The 18545-nt window shown below is 40.5% G+C and carries 15 protein-coding genes and 4 pseudogenes; 7 read left to right on the top strand and 12 right to left on the bottom strand.

Annotation, left to right across the window (positions count from 1 at the left end; genetic code table 11):
- Positions 1–269 precede the first annotated feature (269 nt).
- The 5 genes from MHH56_RS23720 to MHH56_RS23740 form a co-directional block, all read right to left on the bottom strand.
- Complete coding sequence (locus MHH56_RS23720) at positions 270–824, bottom strand: DUF1700 domain-containing protein (protein WP_339204126.1); 555 nt, start codon at positions 822–824, stop codon at positions 270–272.
- 408 nt (positions 825–1232) lie between these two features.
- Positions 1233–2402 carry a serine hydrolase domain-containing protein gene (locus MHH56_RS23725; RefSeq protein WP_339204127.1) on the bottom strand — a complete coding sequence of 390 codons (1170 nt, stop codon included), beginning with the start codon at positions 2400–2402 and terminating at the stop codon, positions 1233–1235.
- Positions 2403–2464: 62 nt separating this feature from the next.
- Positions 2465–4516, bottom strand: a complete 2052-nt coding sequence (locus MHH56_RS23730; protein WP_339204128.1) for a serine hydrolase domain-containing protein — start codon at positions 4514–4516, stop codon at positions 2465–2467.
- A gap of 122 nt (positions 4517–4638) precedes the next feature.
- Positions 4639–5925, bottom strand: coding sequence for a GHKL domain-containing protein (locus MHH56_RS23735; protein ID WP_339204129.1), 1287 nt, complete (start codon positions 5923–5925; stop codon positions 4639–4641).
- Between the two features lies 1 nt (position 5926).
- The gene (locus MHH56_RS23740; RefSeq protein ID WP_339204131.1) at positions 5927–6667 is read right to left on the bottom strand and encodes a LytTR family DNA-binding domain-containing protein; all 741 of its coding nucleotides are present in this window, start codon (positions 6665–6667) and stop codon (positions 5927–5929) included.
- A gap of 222 nt (positions 6668–6889) precedes the next feature.
- Here MHH56_RS23740 and MHH56_RS23745 point away from each other — a divergent pair.
- A pseudogene (locus tag MHH56_RS23745) lies at positions 6890–7152 on the top strand (DNA alkylation repair protein); the annotation flags it as partial.
- A gap of 30 nt (positions 7153–7182) precedes the next feature.
- Here the strand turns inward: MHH56_RS23745 and MHH56_RS23750 are convergent.
- Positions 7183–7691, bottom strand: a pseudogene (locus MHH56_RS23750) (dihydrofolate reductase).
- Positions 7692–7970: 279 nt separating this feature from the next.
- Here MHH56_RS23750 and MHH56_RS23755 point away from each other — a divergent pair.
- Together MHH56_RS23755 and MHH56_RS23760 are read left to right on the top strand one after the other, a co-directional pair.
- A complete protein-coding gene (locus MHH56_RS23755) occupies positions 7971–8489 on the top strand; it encodes a DUF3231 family protein (protein ID WP_339204132.1) in 519 nt (172 codons plus the stop codon).
- Positions 8490–8902: 413 nt separating this feature from the next.
- Positions 8903–9130: a hypothetical protein gene (locus MHH56_RS23760; RefSeq protein ID WP_339204133.1), complete on the top strand. Its 228-nt coding sequence runs from the start codon at positions 8903–8905 to the stop codon at positions 9128–9130.
- A 312-nt stretch (positions 9131–9442) separates the two neighbouring features.
- Here the strand turns inward: MHH56_RS23760 and MHH56_RS23765 are convergent, their stop codons facing one another.
- On the bottom strand, positions 9443–10747 hold the full coding sequence (locus MHH56_RS23765) for an erythromycin esterase family protein (protein ID WP_339204134.1): 1305 nt from the start codon (positions 10745–10747) through the stop codon (positions 9443–9445).
- 293 nt (positions 10748–11040) lie between these two features.
- On the opposite strand from MHH56_RS23765, the gene MHH56_RS23770 reads away from it, so the two are divergent.
- Positions 11041–11370: a hypothetical protein gene (locus MHH56_RS23770; RefSeq protein WP_339204135.1), complete on the top strand. Its 330-nt coding sequence runs from the start codon at positions 11041–11043 to the stop codon at positions 11368–11370.
- Positions 11371–11644: 274 nt separating this feature from the next.
- Here MHH56_RS23770 and MHH56_RS23775 read toward each other — a convergent pair whose 3' ends face one another.
- Positions 11645–11815 (bottom strand): hypothetical protein, encoded by a 171-nt coding sequence (locus MHH56_RS23775; RefSeq protein WP_339204136.1) that lies wholly within the window; start codon positions 11813–11815, stop codon positions 11645–11647.
- Positions 11816–12242: 427 nt separating this feature from the next.
- Positions 12243–12713: a DinB family protein gene (locus tag MHH56_RS23780; protein ID WP_339204137.1), complete on the bottom strand. Its 471-nt coding sequence runs from the start codon at positions 12711–12713 to the stop codon at positions 12243–12245.
- Between the two features lie 273 nt (positions 12714–12986).
- Here MHH56_RS23780 and MHH56_RS23785 point away from each other — a divergent pair.
- The 3 genes and pseudogenes from MHH56_RS23785 to MHH56_RS23795 all read left to right on the top strand — a co-directional run.
- Positions 12987–13410 (top strand): annotated as a pseudogene (locus tag MHH56_RS23785) (DUF3231 family protein).
- A gap of 2 nt (positions 13411–13412) precedes the next feature.
- The gene (locus MHH56_RS23790) at positions 13413–13817 is read left to right on the top strand and encodes a WGxxGxxG family protein (protein WP_339204138.1); all 405 of its coding nucleotides are present in this window, start codon (positions 13413–13415) and stop codon (positions 13815–13817) included.
- A 253-nt stretch (positions 13818–14070) separates the two neighbouring features.
- Positions 14071–15012, top strand: a pseudogene (locus tag MHH56_RS23795) (SpoVR family protein); the annotation flags it as partial.
- Positions 15013–15457: 445 nt separating this feature from the next.
- Here MHH56_RS23795 and MHH56_RS23800 read toward each other — a convergent pair.
- The 3 genes from MHH56_RS23800 to MHH56_RS23810 are packed head-to-tail and all read right to left on the bottom strand — an operon-like array spanning position 15458 to position 18373.
- Positions 15458–15946 (bottom strand): hypothetical protein, encoded by a 489-nt coding sequence (locus MHH56_RS23800; protein WP_339204139.1) that lies wholly within the window; start codon positions 15944–15946, stop codon positions 15458–15460.
- Positions 15939–17696: an ATP-binding protein gene (locus tag MHH56_RS23805; RefSeq protein ID WP_339204140.1), complete on the bottom strand. Its 1758-nt coding sequence runs from the start codon at positions 17694–17696 to the stop codon at positions 15939–15941. The genes MHH56_RS23800 and MHH56_RS23805 overlap by 8 nt, the downstream gene beginning before the upstream one ends.
- Positions 17693–18373 (bottom strand): response regulator transcription factor, encoded by a 681-nt coding sequence (locus MHH56_RS23810; protein ID WP_339204141.1) that lies wholly within the window; start codon positions 18371–18373, stop codon positions 17693–17695. Before MHH56_RS23810 ends, MHH56_RS23805 begins: the two co-directional genes overlap by 4 nt.
- Positions 18374–18545 lie beyond the last annotated feature (172 nt).

Raw genomic sequence — 18545 nt, forward strand, 5'->3', positions numbered from 1 at the left:
CATCATACCTATCATAGTAGAAAAGTCCGTTTTCATACGTATCACAATCAAAAGTAATCATCAATAATATTTTGCCTTTCATTCCTCAACAAGAACAAAGTATTATTGTCACAGCGCGAAATGGATCAACAAGGAATAAACAAAAATATTTGTGCTAAGTTTCCGCTCTCGTTTTGAGAGGGGTAAGGGCTTTACTGCGTGACACACCCATAATAAAAATTGGGTACGGTTGGTCTATGAATGACCGTCGCGCCCCGTTCTTTATATTATTATACTGTTTTCTTTTTCTGACTAATAGCGTGTATATATTTAATAGTAAGCTTCCATAAGACTTTCCCAAGCCAAAACATTAACACACCAATCACAATAGAAATTGGCAAGAACTGCATTGTGCTTGGTGTAAATGCTCCCATTTCGATTGTTATTCCGGCAATATCATATCCCATAAGATACCCGATAGATTTAACAATTCCGCCTATCGGCGTAATAACTCCACCAATCATTAAAGCAATGGAAAGAGTACTGATGAACGGCAAAAGTAACATACCGTTGATACCTGCAAAGCTGCTACAAAATGCAAATATTGCGCCAAATTTACGCCAACTAAATTTACTGTTCTTTGAAATGGCTTCACCTAAGTATGCTTTCGCTAATTCTTTTGGGTTTCCTAACCGTTCGATGATTTGCTCAGAAGATACACCATTATATTGCAATTCAAGCATTACACTTTTGATTTCTTTTACAATGTCAATACGCTCAGAATCGGACACAGATTTCAAATACTTTTCAATTTTTATAAGATAGTCATTTATAATTTTATCCATAATTTAACTCTCCTTTAATTTCTGATATAGCTGTTAATAAATTATCCCATTCTAAGGACATTGCGTTTAAGTATTCGTTCTCTTTTTCTGTAAGGGTATAATATTTTCTCGGTGGCAAGCCCTCTGTACTTCTTGCCAAAATGAAGATATGTATTTTTCTTTTGCAGCAACAATAGGATACTGCTCTAACTTACTTATGATTTCATACCCATAATATGGTCGTTGCTTTATTAGCAATAAATTGCGCGGGTTTTCCGGGCGCGTTTTGAGGGGGCAAGGTTTAAAAAGTTACACAATTCCAAAAAGCCCCAAATTTATTATTAGAAGTAAGTTGGGGCTTTTGAACCAGAAAGGTATATTTTTAACTATAAAAACTATGACAAAATTTATCCGTATTTTCCGTTTTTCCTACTTGCTAAATTCAGCAAGTAAAATATTTTTAAAAGGATTAGGACTGTTATCTCTTCCCAAACTGTTCAAACTGACGGCGAACGTATGCTTGCCTCCAGGTGTACCTCCAGCGAAAGTAGAAAACCCTAGAATGCCACCTGTGTGTCCCCATATCGAGACACCGTTTGGAAGCTTAGTTTCAAAGATTCCAAGACCCCATCTATCCATTCCTGCTCTTCCTGTAGGAACTGTAGTAAGCATTTGTTTTAGTTGCTGTTTCTTCAGTAACTTGCCACCGAGCAAGGAAGAGAAGAATTTATTTAAGTCGTCAGCAGTAGAAATCATATCTCCAGCCGAGCTACCTGCACTTGGGTTATAATAAGTAACGTCTTTTATCTCACTGGCTTCGTCTGGTTGGGAATATCCCTTAGCATGCTTGGTGCCTGGAATAACGCTTGAATTGCCAGGTAGGAATGTATCCGACAATTCAAGCGGTTCAATAATCCGATTTTCAATCTCTTCCGCGTAGCTGTTTCCGGTTGCTTTTTCAATAAGAATACCCAGTAATACATATCCTGTGTTTGAATAAGACCATCCCTTTCCCGGGTCAAAGTCTGGGGGCAGAGAAATCCCCATCTTCACTATTTCTTCAGCCGTATACGATTTTTTTGTATCCATAAAATCAGCGCCTTTGAATCTTGAGTATTCAGCGATACCACTTGTATGGTTCAATATCTGCCGGATGGTAATCTGTTTAGCATTATATCCGTTTCCTTGAATGACACCAGGCAACCATTTTTCGATGGAGTCGTCTAGATTCAAGCGGTTCTCTCCAGCTAATTGAAGTACAACCGTTGCGGTGAACGTCTTCGTCACGCTGCCAATGCGAAAGCGAAAATCTGTTTCCATTGGTTTCTTGGTGCTCAGATTCGCTACCCCAGCCGCATAACCCCACGTTTTTCCATCCACAGAATTTTTAGCAAGTATCCCAGGGAATCCAAGTTGCAATGAATCCCGCATTGCTTGCTTGACGGAATTATGATCTCGTTGAGTGCTTGTTTGTAACGAACTAGATACATTTTGAGTGGGCTCTGCTTTTACAATTGGGGTTGGCGATGTGTATACCAGGGAACTTCCAGTTATTAAAAGGGCCAGACTTGCAAATGTAATTTGACTACGTATTTTCATAAGGCATTCCTCTTCTCTATTAATATTGTAAGTTTGTAATCATCTTCCTAAAGTTGAGTAGTCTATTTATTCTTCAAATTAACTTTAAATACATCGCCCTCATTACCACCAAAAACGATCATTCCACCTTCAGGTAGTACTACCGAATGATTACTCGTTGCCTTTGAAAAGTTCAAAGCCATTCCATTCGCGTCATAAACGGCAAATCCCCCATTTACCGGAGTTTCAACGTTCATGACTTGATTGGCTGAGTTTTCATCAATTTTATACCATTTAGCCTGACCACCCGTTGGTATGGTGCAAAATGAATCATTCCCTGCATAAATGGGTTGAATCGCATCTTCACTTATATAGAATTCTCCATCGATCATTAATTGCTCTGTATGGTCCATGGTATAGAAATTTAAATCAAAAGCATCTCTTCCGCTAAAAATAGGAATATCAAATACATTTACTGCTTTATTCTTATCAACAATTTGAGTGCCGGATGCATATCCATGGTTGACATCAACGGATAAATTCAAGGCCAAAAACGCTTTATTCATATACTTGAATGAAGTTATCTTTTCATCCAGAGCGTAGTAATTTTTTCCATTTCTTTGTTCCCATACCGTTTGAGTTGACTGATTTAGAGGATTGGAATCTAACTTTTGATACTCATACGTAACCATAACCGTTTGACCTAATCCCGGAAAATTCAAATAATTGCTAAGTTTTAAATAGGTTTTTCCATTCTTCGGTTGGTCAAAGCTTATAGTTACATTCCCATCGTTGTTTTTGAATTGTCCTTTGCCTACATATACATATTTTTGAGACGGTATCAATCCGCTTAGAGCGGGTAAATTAATCTCTCCGTTCTTGAACTCCAGATTTACCGATTTACCTACGTTACCGTATAATCCAGAGTAAGCAAGCAAATCCGACGGCATATCCACTTTCAATGGAGGTTCAAATGTTTTTTCAGGCAGGATCTCTTTAATGATGCCTTTGACTCTTATATATTCCAATAAAACATTGGATGCAAAAATACCATTGTAGATAGATTTCCCTCCAGATGAAAGTATAGCTATAGAAATATCATGTTCGGGTAGAGTAGTCAAAACAGCGTGATACAGTTGCGTATCTCCACCTTTGGATAACGCGGTTATTCCGTGATCACTAAACGGTTCTAAACGAACGGCATCCCAACCAAGACCATAATTAATGCTGTTTGTCTCTTCAGAAACCCACACTCCCTTTCTATACTCATGACTTTGCATAGCCTTTGCTGACTTCTCAGATAAAATATCCGTTCGATTTCCGATTAATACTTCAGCGAACTTACTTAATTCTTCGGCCGTGGAGTAGAGGCCTCCTGACCCAATGAGATTGACATTCTCAACGGGTAAAGCCTGATCTATCGCAGGAAAATAAGTTTTTGCGAGCTTTTCTCTATCAAATGAATCACGTGGTGTTTTAGTAGAGCTTAAATGAAGAGGCTTGCTAATAAAGGTTTCAATGAATTCGCTGTAACTTAACCCGCTTACTCGTTCGATCAAGATTTCAAGCAGTTGAAAACCATCGTTACAATATACCGAGGATTCGCCTGGGTTTGACTTTAACCTTTCTGTTTGTAGTTTGACCAATAATTCATCATGATTTTTCGTATCATTGTCATCGAGCAAAAAGCTATTCTCGTAGTGACTACCATAAAGTCCTGAAGAATGATTCATCAACATGCGCGGTGTAATCTTTGTGTATCTTTCGTCTGCCATTTTAAAGTCCTTGATATACGTGGTTAGTGGTTTATCAATATCAATTTTATTAGAATCAGCTAGCATCATCGCTGCAGCAGTTACATACACTTTACTTACCGAGCCTATTCCAAACATCGTGTCTTTGTTTATCGGATTCTTGGTCGCTTTATCGTATACACCAGCGCTACCCGATAAAACAATAGATCCATGGTCCATAATTGCATACTGCAATCCACTTACACCATAATCGGACACGATCTTCGAAGCCAGCCCCTGTGCCTTTTCTTTTACAGTATCAGGATTCGTTTGAGCAAAAGCAGAGGTAACCGGTATTGCAATAAGCATAGTGGTCATTAATATAGAAACCATCTTCTTCATTATTTGTTCCTCCTCGTATTCTAACTAGACTTTACTTGCTGAATTCATCATACAAGGAAGAGGTCTGTTATATTAAAAAATCACCCTGAAACGAAAAAAACAATCCCTAAACAACATGTTGTTTAGGAATTGTTGGTATAAAATGGTACTAGTGCCATATTATTAAATACTTTATGTTTCATTTCAATGGTCATATGACCACCGTACTTGTCGCAGATTCTAGCTATGTTCGTTAATCCAATACCATGAAATTCCGGGTTTGATTTTTGGCTGTTTAAGTGGGCAACTTCATTCTCCATATGATTCATGATGTGAATGAGAAGGGTAGACTCGGTAGAATGTATTTTTATAAGAATGTACCTATCTTCTGCGATTTTCAACTTTTTAGAAGCCTCTATTGCGTTATCTAGCATATTTCCAATGACAACACATAAGTCATAACGGTCAATATGGACTACTTGTGAACATAAGTTAATCTTTGTATCTATTCTTATGCCATTGGCTTGTCCAATACTAAGCGTATTAGTGACAAGGGCATCTATAACGAGATTCCCCGTATTAACCCGTTGATAGGCTCCTTCGACTTTATTTAATGTCGTCTTAATATGTTCCAGTGCAGTTGTTAACTCATTTCGCTTAATACACTCTTCAATATACAAAAACTGCTGATTCGTATCATGAATGATTCTTTTAATGGATTTGAAGCTGTGAACGACTTTTTCGTAATTCGCATCCTGATAGTCCATCTGATGTTGCAACTGAGTATTCTCATGCATGAATTGAAATTTATCAATGATCGTATCAAAAATATAGAAAATCATAACGTTTAAAAATAGTAATACGATGACGGATATGAAAGAATAGGCGTCCTTATAAGTTAGAATATTCAGTTGGTTTATACTTACGATAGGAATAACCGAAAAAAATATGTAGTAACGATAATGCAAAGAGTAACTTCTACGTTTTGCAAGCAGTCGTATGATCTGAATGATAGCAAACATGATCATGCAACTGAGTAAAATAGCTTTCGTGTAGGCTATTTGATCATTTTCATTTACAGGGTAAAAGCTAAACTCAACTGAATATAGGGTATAAAAAATATAAAGGGATATAAAATTAACGAGAGATATTAAAACACCGTAAAACATAGAAAAAATGATCTTTTCTTTAATTTCTACTTGATAAGATTGTGCAAAACTAAAAATCATGAGCAAGGGTAGAATCAAAGATAAAATAGGAGAGATGGGAATAACCAGATAGAGGTAATTAAGCAACCCAAAGATAAGGAAGTAAATGAATCGGTTATGTTTTTTAGCTGATTTATCAAATACCGAGTTGAAGAAAAAATTAATTTGAACGCCCATCACAACTACAATGCTAAAGACAATAGGAAAATTATTTTGAATCATATCAATCGACCTTCATAATCATAAATTTGGTGTAAACATCTTTAACCTCTTTAATTTTAGAACGGCCTATGGGTAATTCCATACCATTGGACATGAGGACCACTCCGCTAGCAAATTTCTTCACATGAAGCAGATTAATAATAATAGAACGATGGATTTGCAAGAAGTTAAAGTCTTTTAAGGCCAAAGCATAATCTGAAATGATGCCTTTGCTTTCATAGGTTTGATTAGTAGTCGTAAAATGTAGTTTGCTTTTTATAGTTAAGCTTTTGGCAGCTTCAATACTAATGAGGTCATCATATTTTAAAACGATTTCTTCATAGTTTGACTTGATAACCATAAACTTTTTATCAAGTGCTTGAAAGTATTGGCATATCTTGATCATTTTCTCCTCCAAGATCGAAGGAGCAATGGGTTTTATCAAATACTGGAATGTCATGACATCAAAACTTTCCACCATATATTCAGGATAGCTTGTCAGAAAAATAATTTGTTCATCCAAGTTATTTAACCCTCTTATTTTTCGGGCTGTTTGAATCCCGTTCATCCCCCCCATTTCAATATCCAAAATTAAAATATGGAATGGAGTTTCATGGCGCTCATAATCGGATACCAATTGCTCTCCCGAGCCGAATAATTCAATTTCAAAATCTATATTTGTCTTTATCGACAAAGTAATCAGGATGCTTTTAACAAGCTCTCTTTGTTTTTCCTCATCATCGCAAATAGCCACTCTATACAAAAATGATACACCTCTCATTTCCAATGCCTTTATTCTAACTCTATATAAGCATGATACAACCTTTTGACTTTGTATAGATAGCTTTTGGATGAAATGCAAATTAAAATCCCTCAACACCAAAATACTTATCCCCCTAAATATTTCCTTGACTGTACCTTACCAATTTTCGTAGATAGCATAAACCCTAAGGGTAAACCTCCAATTAGAAGGAAGTATTAAACAATGTATGTAAAAATGGTTATGCAGGAGCTTGAAGCTCTCGGCAAGGAACGAACCAAGAAAATGTATGGATCCGATGACGCGCACGAACCGCTTTTTGGCGTGGCTACAGCCGATATGAAGCCCATCGCCAAGAAAGTAAAATAAATCAACGTTTGGCTAAGCAGCTTTACACCACAGGGAACTACGATGCAATGTACTTTGCCGGCATAATTGCAGACCCAAATGCAATGACTGAAGCGGATTTTGAGCGTTGGATGGATGCGGTTTCCTGCCCGTTACTTCAACAAGTTATTTCACTCATAAACATAGAAAAAATAATTGTTAGGATTCTTTTCATCATTAATCCCTTTTTCAACAGATACTTCTTTCCATTCATCAAAATCAACTACTGGGAAAAATGTATCTCCTTCGAACTCATAATGAATTATTGTGACGTACATTTCCTCGCCATATGGCAAGAACATATCATAAATCTGTTCTCCACCGAAAATAAAAATCTCTACTTCATTTTCACACAACTTAAATACATCTTCGATTGAATGGGTAATTTCACAACCCTCAAAGTTAAAGTCCTTATCTCTAGTCAAAATAATATTCCTTCTGTTAGGTAAAGCCCTTCCGATTGATTGAAGGTTTTTTCTACCTAATATGATGGGATGTCCTTTTGTAGTTTTTTAACATGTTCCCAATCACTGGGTATTCTCCAAGGAATGTCGTTGCCCTTGCCGATTACTCTATTCTTATCCATCGCGCTCCCATGTCCTTCCGTCTTCAAGAATAATCCTAAACAACCACTGGACATAATATCCTACGGAGGTGAGCTATGCCATGAGATGTGTATATTGTGAAAACTTGAAGCAATTAAAAGGAAGAAAACATAAATGCTACGTATGTTCCATCGTCAAGACCCGTTAACAGGCTATCAAACAACAATTTAATTCCATCGGACCCGTGCCTAAAAATATGGATCCTGTTGTAGGTTATCATCACTAAAGTTCTAATATTGGTATGATTATTAAAAAATTGTACAACTGGATATAATAAGCCAGTTCAAAATTTAAAAAATGAAGGAGCGAATTACATGGGAATTTTAAGCGGTAATCCTAAAGATGAACCAATGCACTATGGCGAAATATTTAGTGTATGGCAAGCTTCAACAGTAGCTAAAGGAGCAATATCCTGTTACCAAGCATACTTAAACCACTCCGGTGATAAAGAGCTAAAAAAGATACTTGAAGCTCTCATTGATCAAGCAGAACTAGAAATAAAAGAATGTGATACATTGCTTACCGATAATGGCATTGCGTCCGCACCTATGATGCCTGAAAGACCACCAGTAAAACTCGAAGACATTCCTGTAGGTGCAAGATTTACTGACGCTGAAATAGCTGCAAAAATTGCGAGTGACGCTTCATTAGAACTGGTTGCTTGTAGCCAAGTTATGGGTCAATCTGTTAGAGAGGATATTGGTGCTTTATTTGCTAAATACCATCTCACTAAAACTGCATTAGGCTTAAAAATACTCCAGTTGAGCAAGGAGAAGGGTTGGCTTATCCCACCACCACTTCAAGTAAAGAGACCTGAGTCAATTAACGCATAAATTTTAATTTAATCCTGCCCCTCGGGCGGAATTTTTTTACTTAATTTTAAGCCAATCAGATAGAGCTCATGAGAATGACCTGATACCAACAATTTATATTAGTGCAACCATGATTACTTTCGCCCAGGCTTTTGCAGACAATGGTGGGACGATCGCTCTTAACACGCTTATCACCTTCCATAAGCCGTAACCTGCGTGGCCAGGATCCTATCTCTGATAAAATAACAAATTGTCCACGTTATTGATTTTCCAGACGAGCTTATTATTCAAGAGTGGAACGAGTGTGTTATTTCGCTTTACGATTTGGGTAGTACCAACAAAGCTGAGGGCAGCCTTGTTTTCAAAATTGTAAAAAAAGCCTTTCCTTGGTAAAAAGGGAATGAACGACGACATATTTACCTCAGCCTATCCTGGTGGTGATCGAGATAGCTAAATCCCAAAATGTTGACGAAAGTCATCATCTACGCCCCGTCAAATCGCTAAGGCGGATTGCAAAAACATCATGTTTATGTGGATTGCAGGCCAGCAACGACTATCTTGAGCATTACTTTGTCGATGGTACGAATATTGAAGCGAATGCTAACCGCAATACGTTTGTTTGGGGAAACGTGGTTTTTGAAGTAGCTTTAGAGGAACAGTGAGGGGAGCGGCAACCTAGGACTTTATTTCTCAGACCATAGCTGCGCTGTTTTTATAGTAAGTCTAGTCTAAATAGCCTTGTGAGGTCGTTATGGCGATGAATTTCCTACATCCTGAGGTAGCCCCCATATCGATCAATAGGGATTTGTATATCTGAAACTCAACTCCACCAAAGAATTCGTTGCAATTTTTTCGGCCCTGTTGACTGTAAAGAATCCCGTATCTGACCGACCATGATAGCCTACATCGAATCGATCTAGGACCGGTATGTGAATCTAAACATGTCGTCCATATACTATAAGGGATGCTTACTGTTATAAAACATCCCTTTTCCTTACACATAGGTTTGTCGAATGTTCTATATGCAGAACATCCTGTTTCAGAGGTGATAGTGCATGCGACTCGTCGATATAAATAAAAGCATCGTACCTTTGCGAGATGATAGAAGGAACGTAGTTACCCCGATCATGCCATGAATTGTACACCACGCCAATCGCCCGATGTCCGACTGGTTCAACAAAGAGAGACTCCTCTCGGTCAAAAAGAAGCATTTTATCAAAGGCGCCCGCACGATGCATTATATCCTCCCAGCTGTTCTGTTGGGCATCCGGCACCTTCATGGTCTTGATTTCCCCGCCCCATCGGTCGGACGCGGTAACGGTTCCCCGATGCGTACCGAAACCGACCACATATACTCGCTCTTCACCGTACTTCTCCCGAACCAACTGTCCTACGTTTATCATTCCATCTGCGTTCATATCCGTTGCCCGAGCGTCGCCGATATGCGTATTATGCTCCCATACAATGGCCTTGGCTGCTTGACCGTGATATGATTTAATCCTTTCCAACGCTTCGACCATATGATGGTCCCGTACGTTCCATGAATCGGGTCCTCCTCGCACCATCGACCGGAAGTATCGTTCGGCATTCACCGCGACCAAAGCATTCAGCTCATCGCTGAGCAACGCATCATCAACGTTATCGCATCGCTGTCTTCTGGTCTGAAGATTGCCCAGTAGCTTCACAACCTCTTCCTCGCAGCTTTCGGATAAAAATGCGGCGGATACCCCATAATTTTGCGGCTCTCGGCCATAAGGATCAAAGCAGGCAAAAGCTTTGCGAGCTGCATCCAGTTCCGGAGAACCCGTCTTTTCCAAATGCTTTAAAATTTCATCAATGGATTCCCACAAGCTATACACGTCGATGCCATAAAAACCGACCTTATTCTTTACTAATTGAGGCTTATTGTAATCATAAAGCCATTGCGTAAACTGCAAAATTTCTTCGTTTGCCCACATCCAGGTCGGCCAGCGGGTATAATTGCGAAGCGCCTCTCGGGCGTTTGACGCAGACCCGACATATTGTTTCACATAACGATTCAGTGTATAACAAGACGGCCAGTCCCCCTCCACTGCGATAAAGGAGAATCCTTTCTCGGCAATCAACTTCTTGGATAACTCTGCTCTCCATGTATAAAATTCAGACGTGCCGTGAGATGCTTCTCCTAGCAATACAAAATCCGCATCCCCGATCGCTTGAACTAATGCGTCAAGATCGTCCACGCCTTCCAATGGAACCATGGTGTCTTCAATTTTCCCCACTGCATTCTCGCTATTCATTCATGATCATGCCCCTATCCATCAGTGTCGCAGTACGATTTGCCATCATTATATCGTTTCCTGAAAAAACTTCATTATGTAGACAAAAGTGACTGATCAGAAAACCTTAATTTACGTCATCACTCGACCGGTTTGGAAGTCTTAACTCACTTCTTACATGTGCACACATCGGTCTAACACCTAGGGTAGTTTGTTAAATACGTAGCTTGTCAAAGACAAATGAACGTCATAGAACCGTGCCATTGCGAAAAACCAAGGAGCTAGAAAGGACGAGCTATTCAGAAGGGAGCGAATTGAATCAAAAGAAAGAGGGGTGGCTACTTGCATTATTCGGGTTAGGATCTATAACCGGTACAGGATCAGGATTTATTTCTGCTTGGTCTAGTTTAGTAATCGAAAAAAAGCGGTTCTCAGTTATTTCTAATTTCTTCCTTGCATCTGTTGGTACTTTTTTAAGTTTTTCAAGCCTTAACGAAAACGTATGCCGAACACTCGGAGAAGGAATCATTCCTTATGTATTCCAAGCTAGCTCATCCATGGTCGGTTATATTGGGTTATCCGAAATGCATATTCTCGGTAGCCAATTGACAGACATCGGTATATTTGCAAAATTCAGTTCCTAAATATTCCGCTATGGTTACTAACAAGTGATACGCAGCTCCAGGCGTTGGGGTCATTTTGCTACCGCCTGTTTTGATAAATCCGTTAATATATTAGCCATCGTCAAATTGGCGGCCTCCGAGGATCATTTAACTGTAAGGGAGAGCGTATTGTATTTTTGAAACTCTCCGCGCCTGTATAGGTGAGTATGAAGCCACCGAACTGCATATGAATTGCGAGGAAAAGGCTGTCGACAATCGACAGCCTTACGAAAGTTACCTAAATCGAAATTCATTCCTATTCTGTTTCTTTCTTGGTTTCCTGATATGATCGATTAGCAGCTTGGTTGATGTTTTCATCGATCTCGGATTCACCTTGAATTTCGACAGCTGCCCCAATTTGATTATTCAACTGCTCTTCGGTTTGCCCTATTCCATGCGCTCCTTGATGGTTTCTGCTTGTTGTCATTTTTTATTTCCTCCAATTTTTAGTAGGCCTATATAAGCCTTAACCTTACAATAAACAAAATGACAGTTGAATATGCGTCTGCCTCAATGGAGAGCTTCTACTCGCATTTGAAGACAGAAGCGCTCTACCCTTATGTTAGTAGAAGAACAAAGCTGAATTGAAGAATATATACACTTTTACAACAATAAGCGTCCGCAAAGAAAACTAAACAAGCTGGCTCCGATTCAGTACCGGCTCCAGCTTGTTAGGTAGGGTCTTTTATTCAGTGTCCACTATATGGAATCTTGACCAGCATCATCGGTTTTCCATATGGGTTTTACCAATGTCTACTATAAGGGAGGCACTTCACTTGCTGTGAAGGTTCTTTAGCATCCCTAATTTTAGTATACTGCCTTCGCCAAATAAATTTAAGAGAAAAATGTAAACTTCAATCCCATACCTTTGGCCGCTTTAATCCGGCTACTCTTAAATAATCTAAAAGTTGACCTGAATGGACTGCTTCATGGTATGCAATTCTTAAAAGCATGTCGCCTAATGATCGAATGTAGCCTACGTCTTTTCTATCAATCTGGATTCTTGTTAAATCCTCTTGTGTATAGGATTTTACTGTATTCATAAATTCATTCCGATAGGTTTCTGAAAAGATGAGTTCCTCTTTGAGCGTTGTAAAAGTACGAGCCTCGTAAGGGGATTCATAAGCGGTTAGACTTCCTTCATTCAACAAGGCAAGATGGTAATAATGCTCACTATCCAGGACGTGGCGGATCATCTCTTTTATGCTCATTGCTTCTGAATCAGGCCTCCAGTCCAAAAACTCATGCGGAATACTTCCCCAAATAATCATGCTTCTGCGTCGAATCTCATTTAAATTCTGAATTATGGCTTCTATAGCGTTCATAGCTGCTTCCTTTGAACAGTCGTTATCTGCGGTGGGTTGCTCAGACTTGAAACCGCTCGAGAACTGCTTAAATTGCTTGGCTTAACGGACTTAATCGGATTAAGAAGCCGAGACCGAGAACGTACTTAAAAACGTTTTTCATGAACCCCTGCATTAATTGGGGGTTCCTTTGAGTTGCGAAATTGTTTTAATCTAGAACTCCCACTATTTTTCCAATTATCTCAGTGTTTACAAGTATTTTTGAGAATAAGCGGTAATCCAAAGGATGAACCAATGCACTACTGTGAAATATTTAGTGTTTGGCTGGCTTCAACTGTAACAAAAGGTATCGTTTTCTGTTACCAAGCATACTTAAACCACGCTGGAGACAAAGACTAAACAAATACTCATTGAACAAGCAAAGATGGAGATTAAAGAATGTGATACATTGCTTACTGATACGGAATTACTTCCGTACCTATGATGCCTGAAAGACCTCCTGTTAAACTTAATGTAAGATTCACTGATCCTGAAATTGTTGCTAAAATTGCCTCTGACACATCACTTGGACTTGTTGCGTGTAGCCAAAGTTATGGGTCAGTCTATTAGAGAGGATATTGGAGTTTCATTCGCGAAATATCATCTCACTAAAACTGCATTAGGCGTTAAAATACTCGAACTTAGCAAAGAAAAAGGCTGGCTTTTTAATACCAATTAATATTGAGTATAAATTTAAGCTTTACTACAAAATATATAATTGTATTAAAATCAAAACTAGAGCGAGGTAATCAAATGAAAAAGATTTTATTAATTGGCTTTATCAGCTGTTTAATGATGTTCAACTCAATTTCTGTATCAGCGGAAAGTAACGCTATTACACCGGGACAGGAGCTTCGTTACGATGTCAATCTCGTTACTAATGACACTAATCGTGCATTAAATACAGATGACTATCAAAATTATCGAATCAATAATTACAATACACCTTTGAATGCTAACAACTATAGAACAACTGCAACATCAGATAATCGTGGTTCAAATTGGGGTTGGCTTGGTCTTTTAGGTCTTCTTGGACTAGCAGGTATGAGAAGCCGAGCAACTGATCGTGACCGTGATCGAGCATAAATACTTATCCCCCTTTGTTAGTCAAAGGGGTTTTCTTTTTATTTTACATTCGAGCTTTAGCAAGATATGGGCTTAGTTTTGCTGTAATTACGAATGAAATAGACTTGATTTCCATTTAGCGGAACAGGTAGTTAGCACTTGTGTTTTTTTGGGTTTAGGCATTTGCGTTAGAATTAGCAATACCCGATCTCTATCAGTCTTTTAAGAATGTCAAAAACTTATCACATTTTCTTCATATTTATTGTTATTTGATAAAACGTTCAACAAAATGAAGCTCCAATACGACTTCGGCTTAAGCAAAATTTATGAGCTCGTCATTAACTCCAACCCCTGCTATGCGTTTCTTCTAGAGGGCAATTCTCTAATTCAAAATAAACTCATCGTCGCCCATGTGCTCGCTCACTGTGATTTTTTCAAAAACAACGCTCGCTTTGGTGTAACCAACCGCAATATGGTTGAGAGCATGTCTGCTACAGCGGATCGTATTCATCAATATGAAATGGATCATGGCACAGAAGCAGTCGAGAAGTTTATCGATGCAATACTCGCCATTCAAGAGCATGTCGATCCAACGCTCATTAAGCCTTATCAATTAGATAAGAAACGTTATATCGAAATGGTGCAAAAGGACAGCGAGCGCTCGGAGTGGAATATCCCTTCCTCCTCTTACGATGACTTGTGGAATCTGGACCCGGATCGGACGGCTGCCGCCGCATCAGCCGCTCAATCACAGGCCGCTGACGCCAAACGGTTTCCGCCACGGCCAGAAAAAGATCTCGTCTGGTTCATTGAGGAGTACTCCCCTACTCTTGAGGATTGGCAGCGCGACATTATATCTATGCTTCGCGATGAGATGCTCTATTTCTGGCCGCAAATTGAGACCAAGATTATGAACGAAGGCTGGGCTTCGTACTGGCATCAGCGAATCATACGCGAGCTTGATCTGACTAGCGATGAAACAATTGAGTTTGCTAAGCTAAACTCCTCTGTCGTGCAGCCATCCCGGCACACCTTGAATCCCTATTATTTAGGCTTGAAAATATTCGAGGATATCGAGCGCCGATTCGATAATCCAACGAAGGAAGAACAAGCACGCTTCGGACGCGTCCCCGGTAAGGGCAGAGAAAAAATGTTCGAGGTACGCGAGCTCGATTCAGATATTTCGTTCATCCGCAACTACCTGACGAAGGATCTAGTTAGAAGACGAGTCGGAAATTTGTTTGAGTTAATAGGATAGTGCTTCTTTGTTCTGCATTGAAAGTATAATACTGAGACAAAAAACCCGATCTATTTTGATCGGGTTTTCTATTTTTCTGATAGTGGAGGTGAAGTGGGTCGATAACTCTTATATACAAAATATTTCCTCCTTCATTTTCAAACACCAATAAGCTCTAGATTTTTAAAAAGGGCAAGTTATCGCAGCACCTGCTCATCGTTTTAAGCTATTCAACTAACGTTATCCGTTTGTTTAATAAAGTAAGCCTTCCTTGTCTGTTATAAATTTAGTCAACTTTGTGCTTATTATTTTCCGGTAAGAGCATGGTTCTTCAAGCTCACAAAACTTCTGGTAAACGGCTAGGAAGCGCATTTACATGAAAAAAGCAGCCTCAATCGGCTGCTTTTGACATGAACATTGATGTTTATTTCAAAGTGATTTCCTTTTTCCACGTTAATTCCTTGCCTTGCTCATTCTTGAACACGAATACAACCTGCCCTTTCTCGCCTTTCATCGCATCCGGATAGAAGAATCCGGTAAATTGTCCGTCGCCGCTAATATAGAAGCCGTCTCCACCGCTTGCTCCATGTTCAATGGCTACTTGAACCGAATTGATGATTTGGTTTTCCTTGGACACCCACTGCATTTCGGCAAGAGCAAATCCTTCCGGAAGCTGCTTCACGACAAAATCGAAGCTGTTGCCCTCAATTGGCTTTTCCGTCTGGTCAATGATAATTAATATTTCCTTGTCAGAGTCCGTATCCGCTGCTTGATCGCCTGTTGCTTCGTTCTCTGGCTTCGTTATAGGTGTCGCCGTAGCGTCTAATTCGTTGTTGGGCTGATTGCCGCATGCGCTGGCCAGCAGCAGTACGATCAAAGCTGATATCAAATACATATATTTTGTTCTAGTCATGGGTTGTTCCTCCGATTTCATCTAATGTAAAAGAAAATGCTACACCTTGCTTCGTGTTCTCCACGCCATACTCGCTTCCATGAAGCTCCAAAATATGCTTGGTGATGGCGAGTCCTAGTCCCGTTCCACCGGATTTACGATCCCGTGAACGCTCCGCTCGGTAAAAGTGATCCCAGACAAGGCTGATAGCCTCGTCGGGAATCGGCGGTCCAATGTTTTCGATGACGGTTGTTATTTTTCCTGGTGCCGTTTGCTGGATGCCGATCGTAATGACACTGTTCACAACGGCATGCCGAATGGCGTTGCTCATGAAATTCAGAATGACCTGCTCGAGGCGTCTGGGATCAGCCCGTACGAGCAGCTCTTCCTCTTTATCCGCGTTTATCAGCAATTGAAGCTGTTTCATCTCCAATTGCTGAGAGAATGAATCACTCACCCTATGAATCAGGCTTGCCATAGCTAAGCTTCTCGGCTGCAGCTGAATGGCCTTCGCTTCGAATTTGGATAGCTCCAGCATATCCATAATTAATGCATTCATCCGATCCGTTTCATTGACGATGAGAGCCAGATAACGTTCGCTTTTGTCGCTCGCCACGCCGTCCTGCAGCCCTTCCGCAAAGCCTTTCACAATCCCGAGCGGCGTCTTCAATTCATGGGAAATGTTCGCGATCAGCTCTTTGCGAAGCTGCTCGGACCGCCGTTTATCCTCCACATCCTCCTGCAGCATCGCATTCGCATGGGTAAGCTCCTTCATGGAGGCGTCCAAATTCCGCGACAACGCAACCATGCTTCTCGACAGCTCCCCGAATTCATCCTTCGAATCGATTGCTGGCTGCTCCGTAAAGTCCAGCTTGGCAAGACGCGCTGCAGAGCGGCTAAGCAGCACTAAGGGACGTGAGACAATTCTGGAATAAATCAAAGACAAAACAATCGCAAGCAGAACCATAAGCGGTGCCAAATAAACGACATATTGTTTAAGAATCCCGACAGCTTCCCCTACAGGCTGCATAGAGGTCATAACGAATAAATAGCTATTCTCTTCGTTGCCCTCTGAGAGCAGACGTATGAGAACCGTATAGGGGACACCACTCCATTTATCCTGCCAATCCAGCTGAACGACCGTACCGCTCCGCAGCCTTGACTGCCATTGTTCCATTTGCGAATTCCAATCTAGAAGCACATCATCGACAAGAGCATCCTGATAAAGCGGATTATATGACCGCCGCTCCGGCAGCATAAGATCCGTTACTTTTCCTCGCACGCGTATCAAGCCCTCTTTGAGAACGGTATCGGTCTGCTGGATAACAACAGGATGCATAATCGTATCTCCCTCATCCATGAAGATCCCATCGACCACCAGCGTCTCGCCTATTTGAATCTTTTGCGGGATTTGATCCACAGTCATGCCTTCTTTGGAAATCTGAATCATAATCGTCTTGCTGCCAGCTTCCAGTTCCAAATAATAAGGATGTGTGCTTGTTCGCTCAAATCGGCTATTCAGGATGTCGGCACTCGTATCATGCTCATTCATATATGCGCCTAGCAGTCGTGACACCTGTCGTTCACTCGATTGCGTCTCTTTGTATTGGTGAGCGAATTGATTCATGCTCTTCTCTAGAACATTAATTTTGGACATACGGTAAAACCGCTCGAAAAACAATCCTTGTGCAAGCAGCAATATGGTGAACACAAGCAGGATCAACACGGAAGTGACAACGAATAGTTTAAGGGCTACACCTCTTCTTTTCATCGTTCCATCTCGAACTTATAGCCAGAACGAATAACTGTCGCTATCGATCGTCCTTCATCTCCGAGCTTAGCTCTTAGTTTTTTAATGTGGGTGTCCACCGTTCGCAAATCCCCCAAATAATCGTACCCCCAGACAGAGTCCAAAATATACTCGCGCGGCAGCACCTTGCCGTAATGTTTGATGAGAAATAGGAGCAAATCGTACTCCTTAGGCGACAAATTGATCTTAGTACCCGCTACAAAGACGGTATATGCCGACCTGTTCACCATTAAATCACCATAGACAAGCGTATCTCCCTCGCGTCCCATCGTCCCTTCCGTTCTCTTCATCAAAGCAGTAGCGCGGGCTACCAATACCCTTGGGCTCAGGGGCTTCGTTATGTACTCATCGGCGCCAAGCTCGAACCCCATCAACTGGTCGTCATCCTCTGCTCTGGCAGTCATAATCATAATCGGGACATCCGATTTTTCTCGGATACGCTTGCATACCGACCATCCATCCATTTCCGGCATCATAATGTCGAGGACGACCAAATCAACGGAATTCTGTTCAAAAATGTCAAGTGCGACCCTCCCGTTTTCCGCTTCAAACACGTCCCATTGTTCCTTCTTGAAATAATCCGTTATCACCTCTCGCATAAGCATATCGTCTTCAACCAGCAATATCGTTCGTTTCATTCCACCGCACCCCGCTTCCGCCTGCATTTCTATGTTTTATTACTCCCACAACCTACTTTAAAGAACACCTGTGTACGTTGTGTGTATTTCAAATGAATGAATCAACTTTATGTACTTCTCCGACTCATTTATTGGCCAGCAGCTTCCCGTTAGCGGCAAATCCTCTGAATTA

Origin of the sequence: Paenibacillus sp. FSL K6-3182 (assembly GCF_037976325.1) — a bacterium.
GTDB lineage: Bacteria > Bacillota > Bacilli > Paenibacillales > Paenibacillaceae > Pristimantibacillus.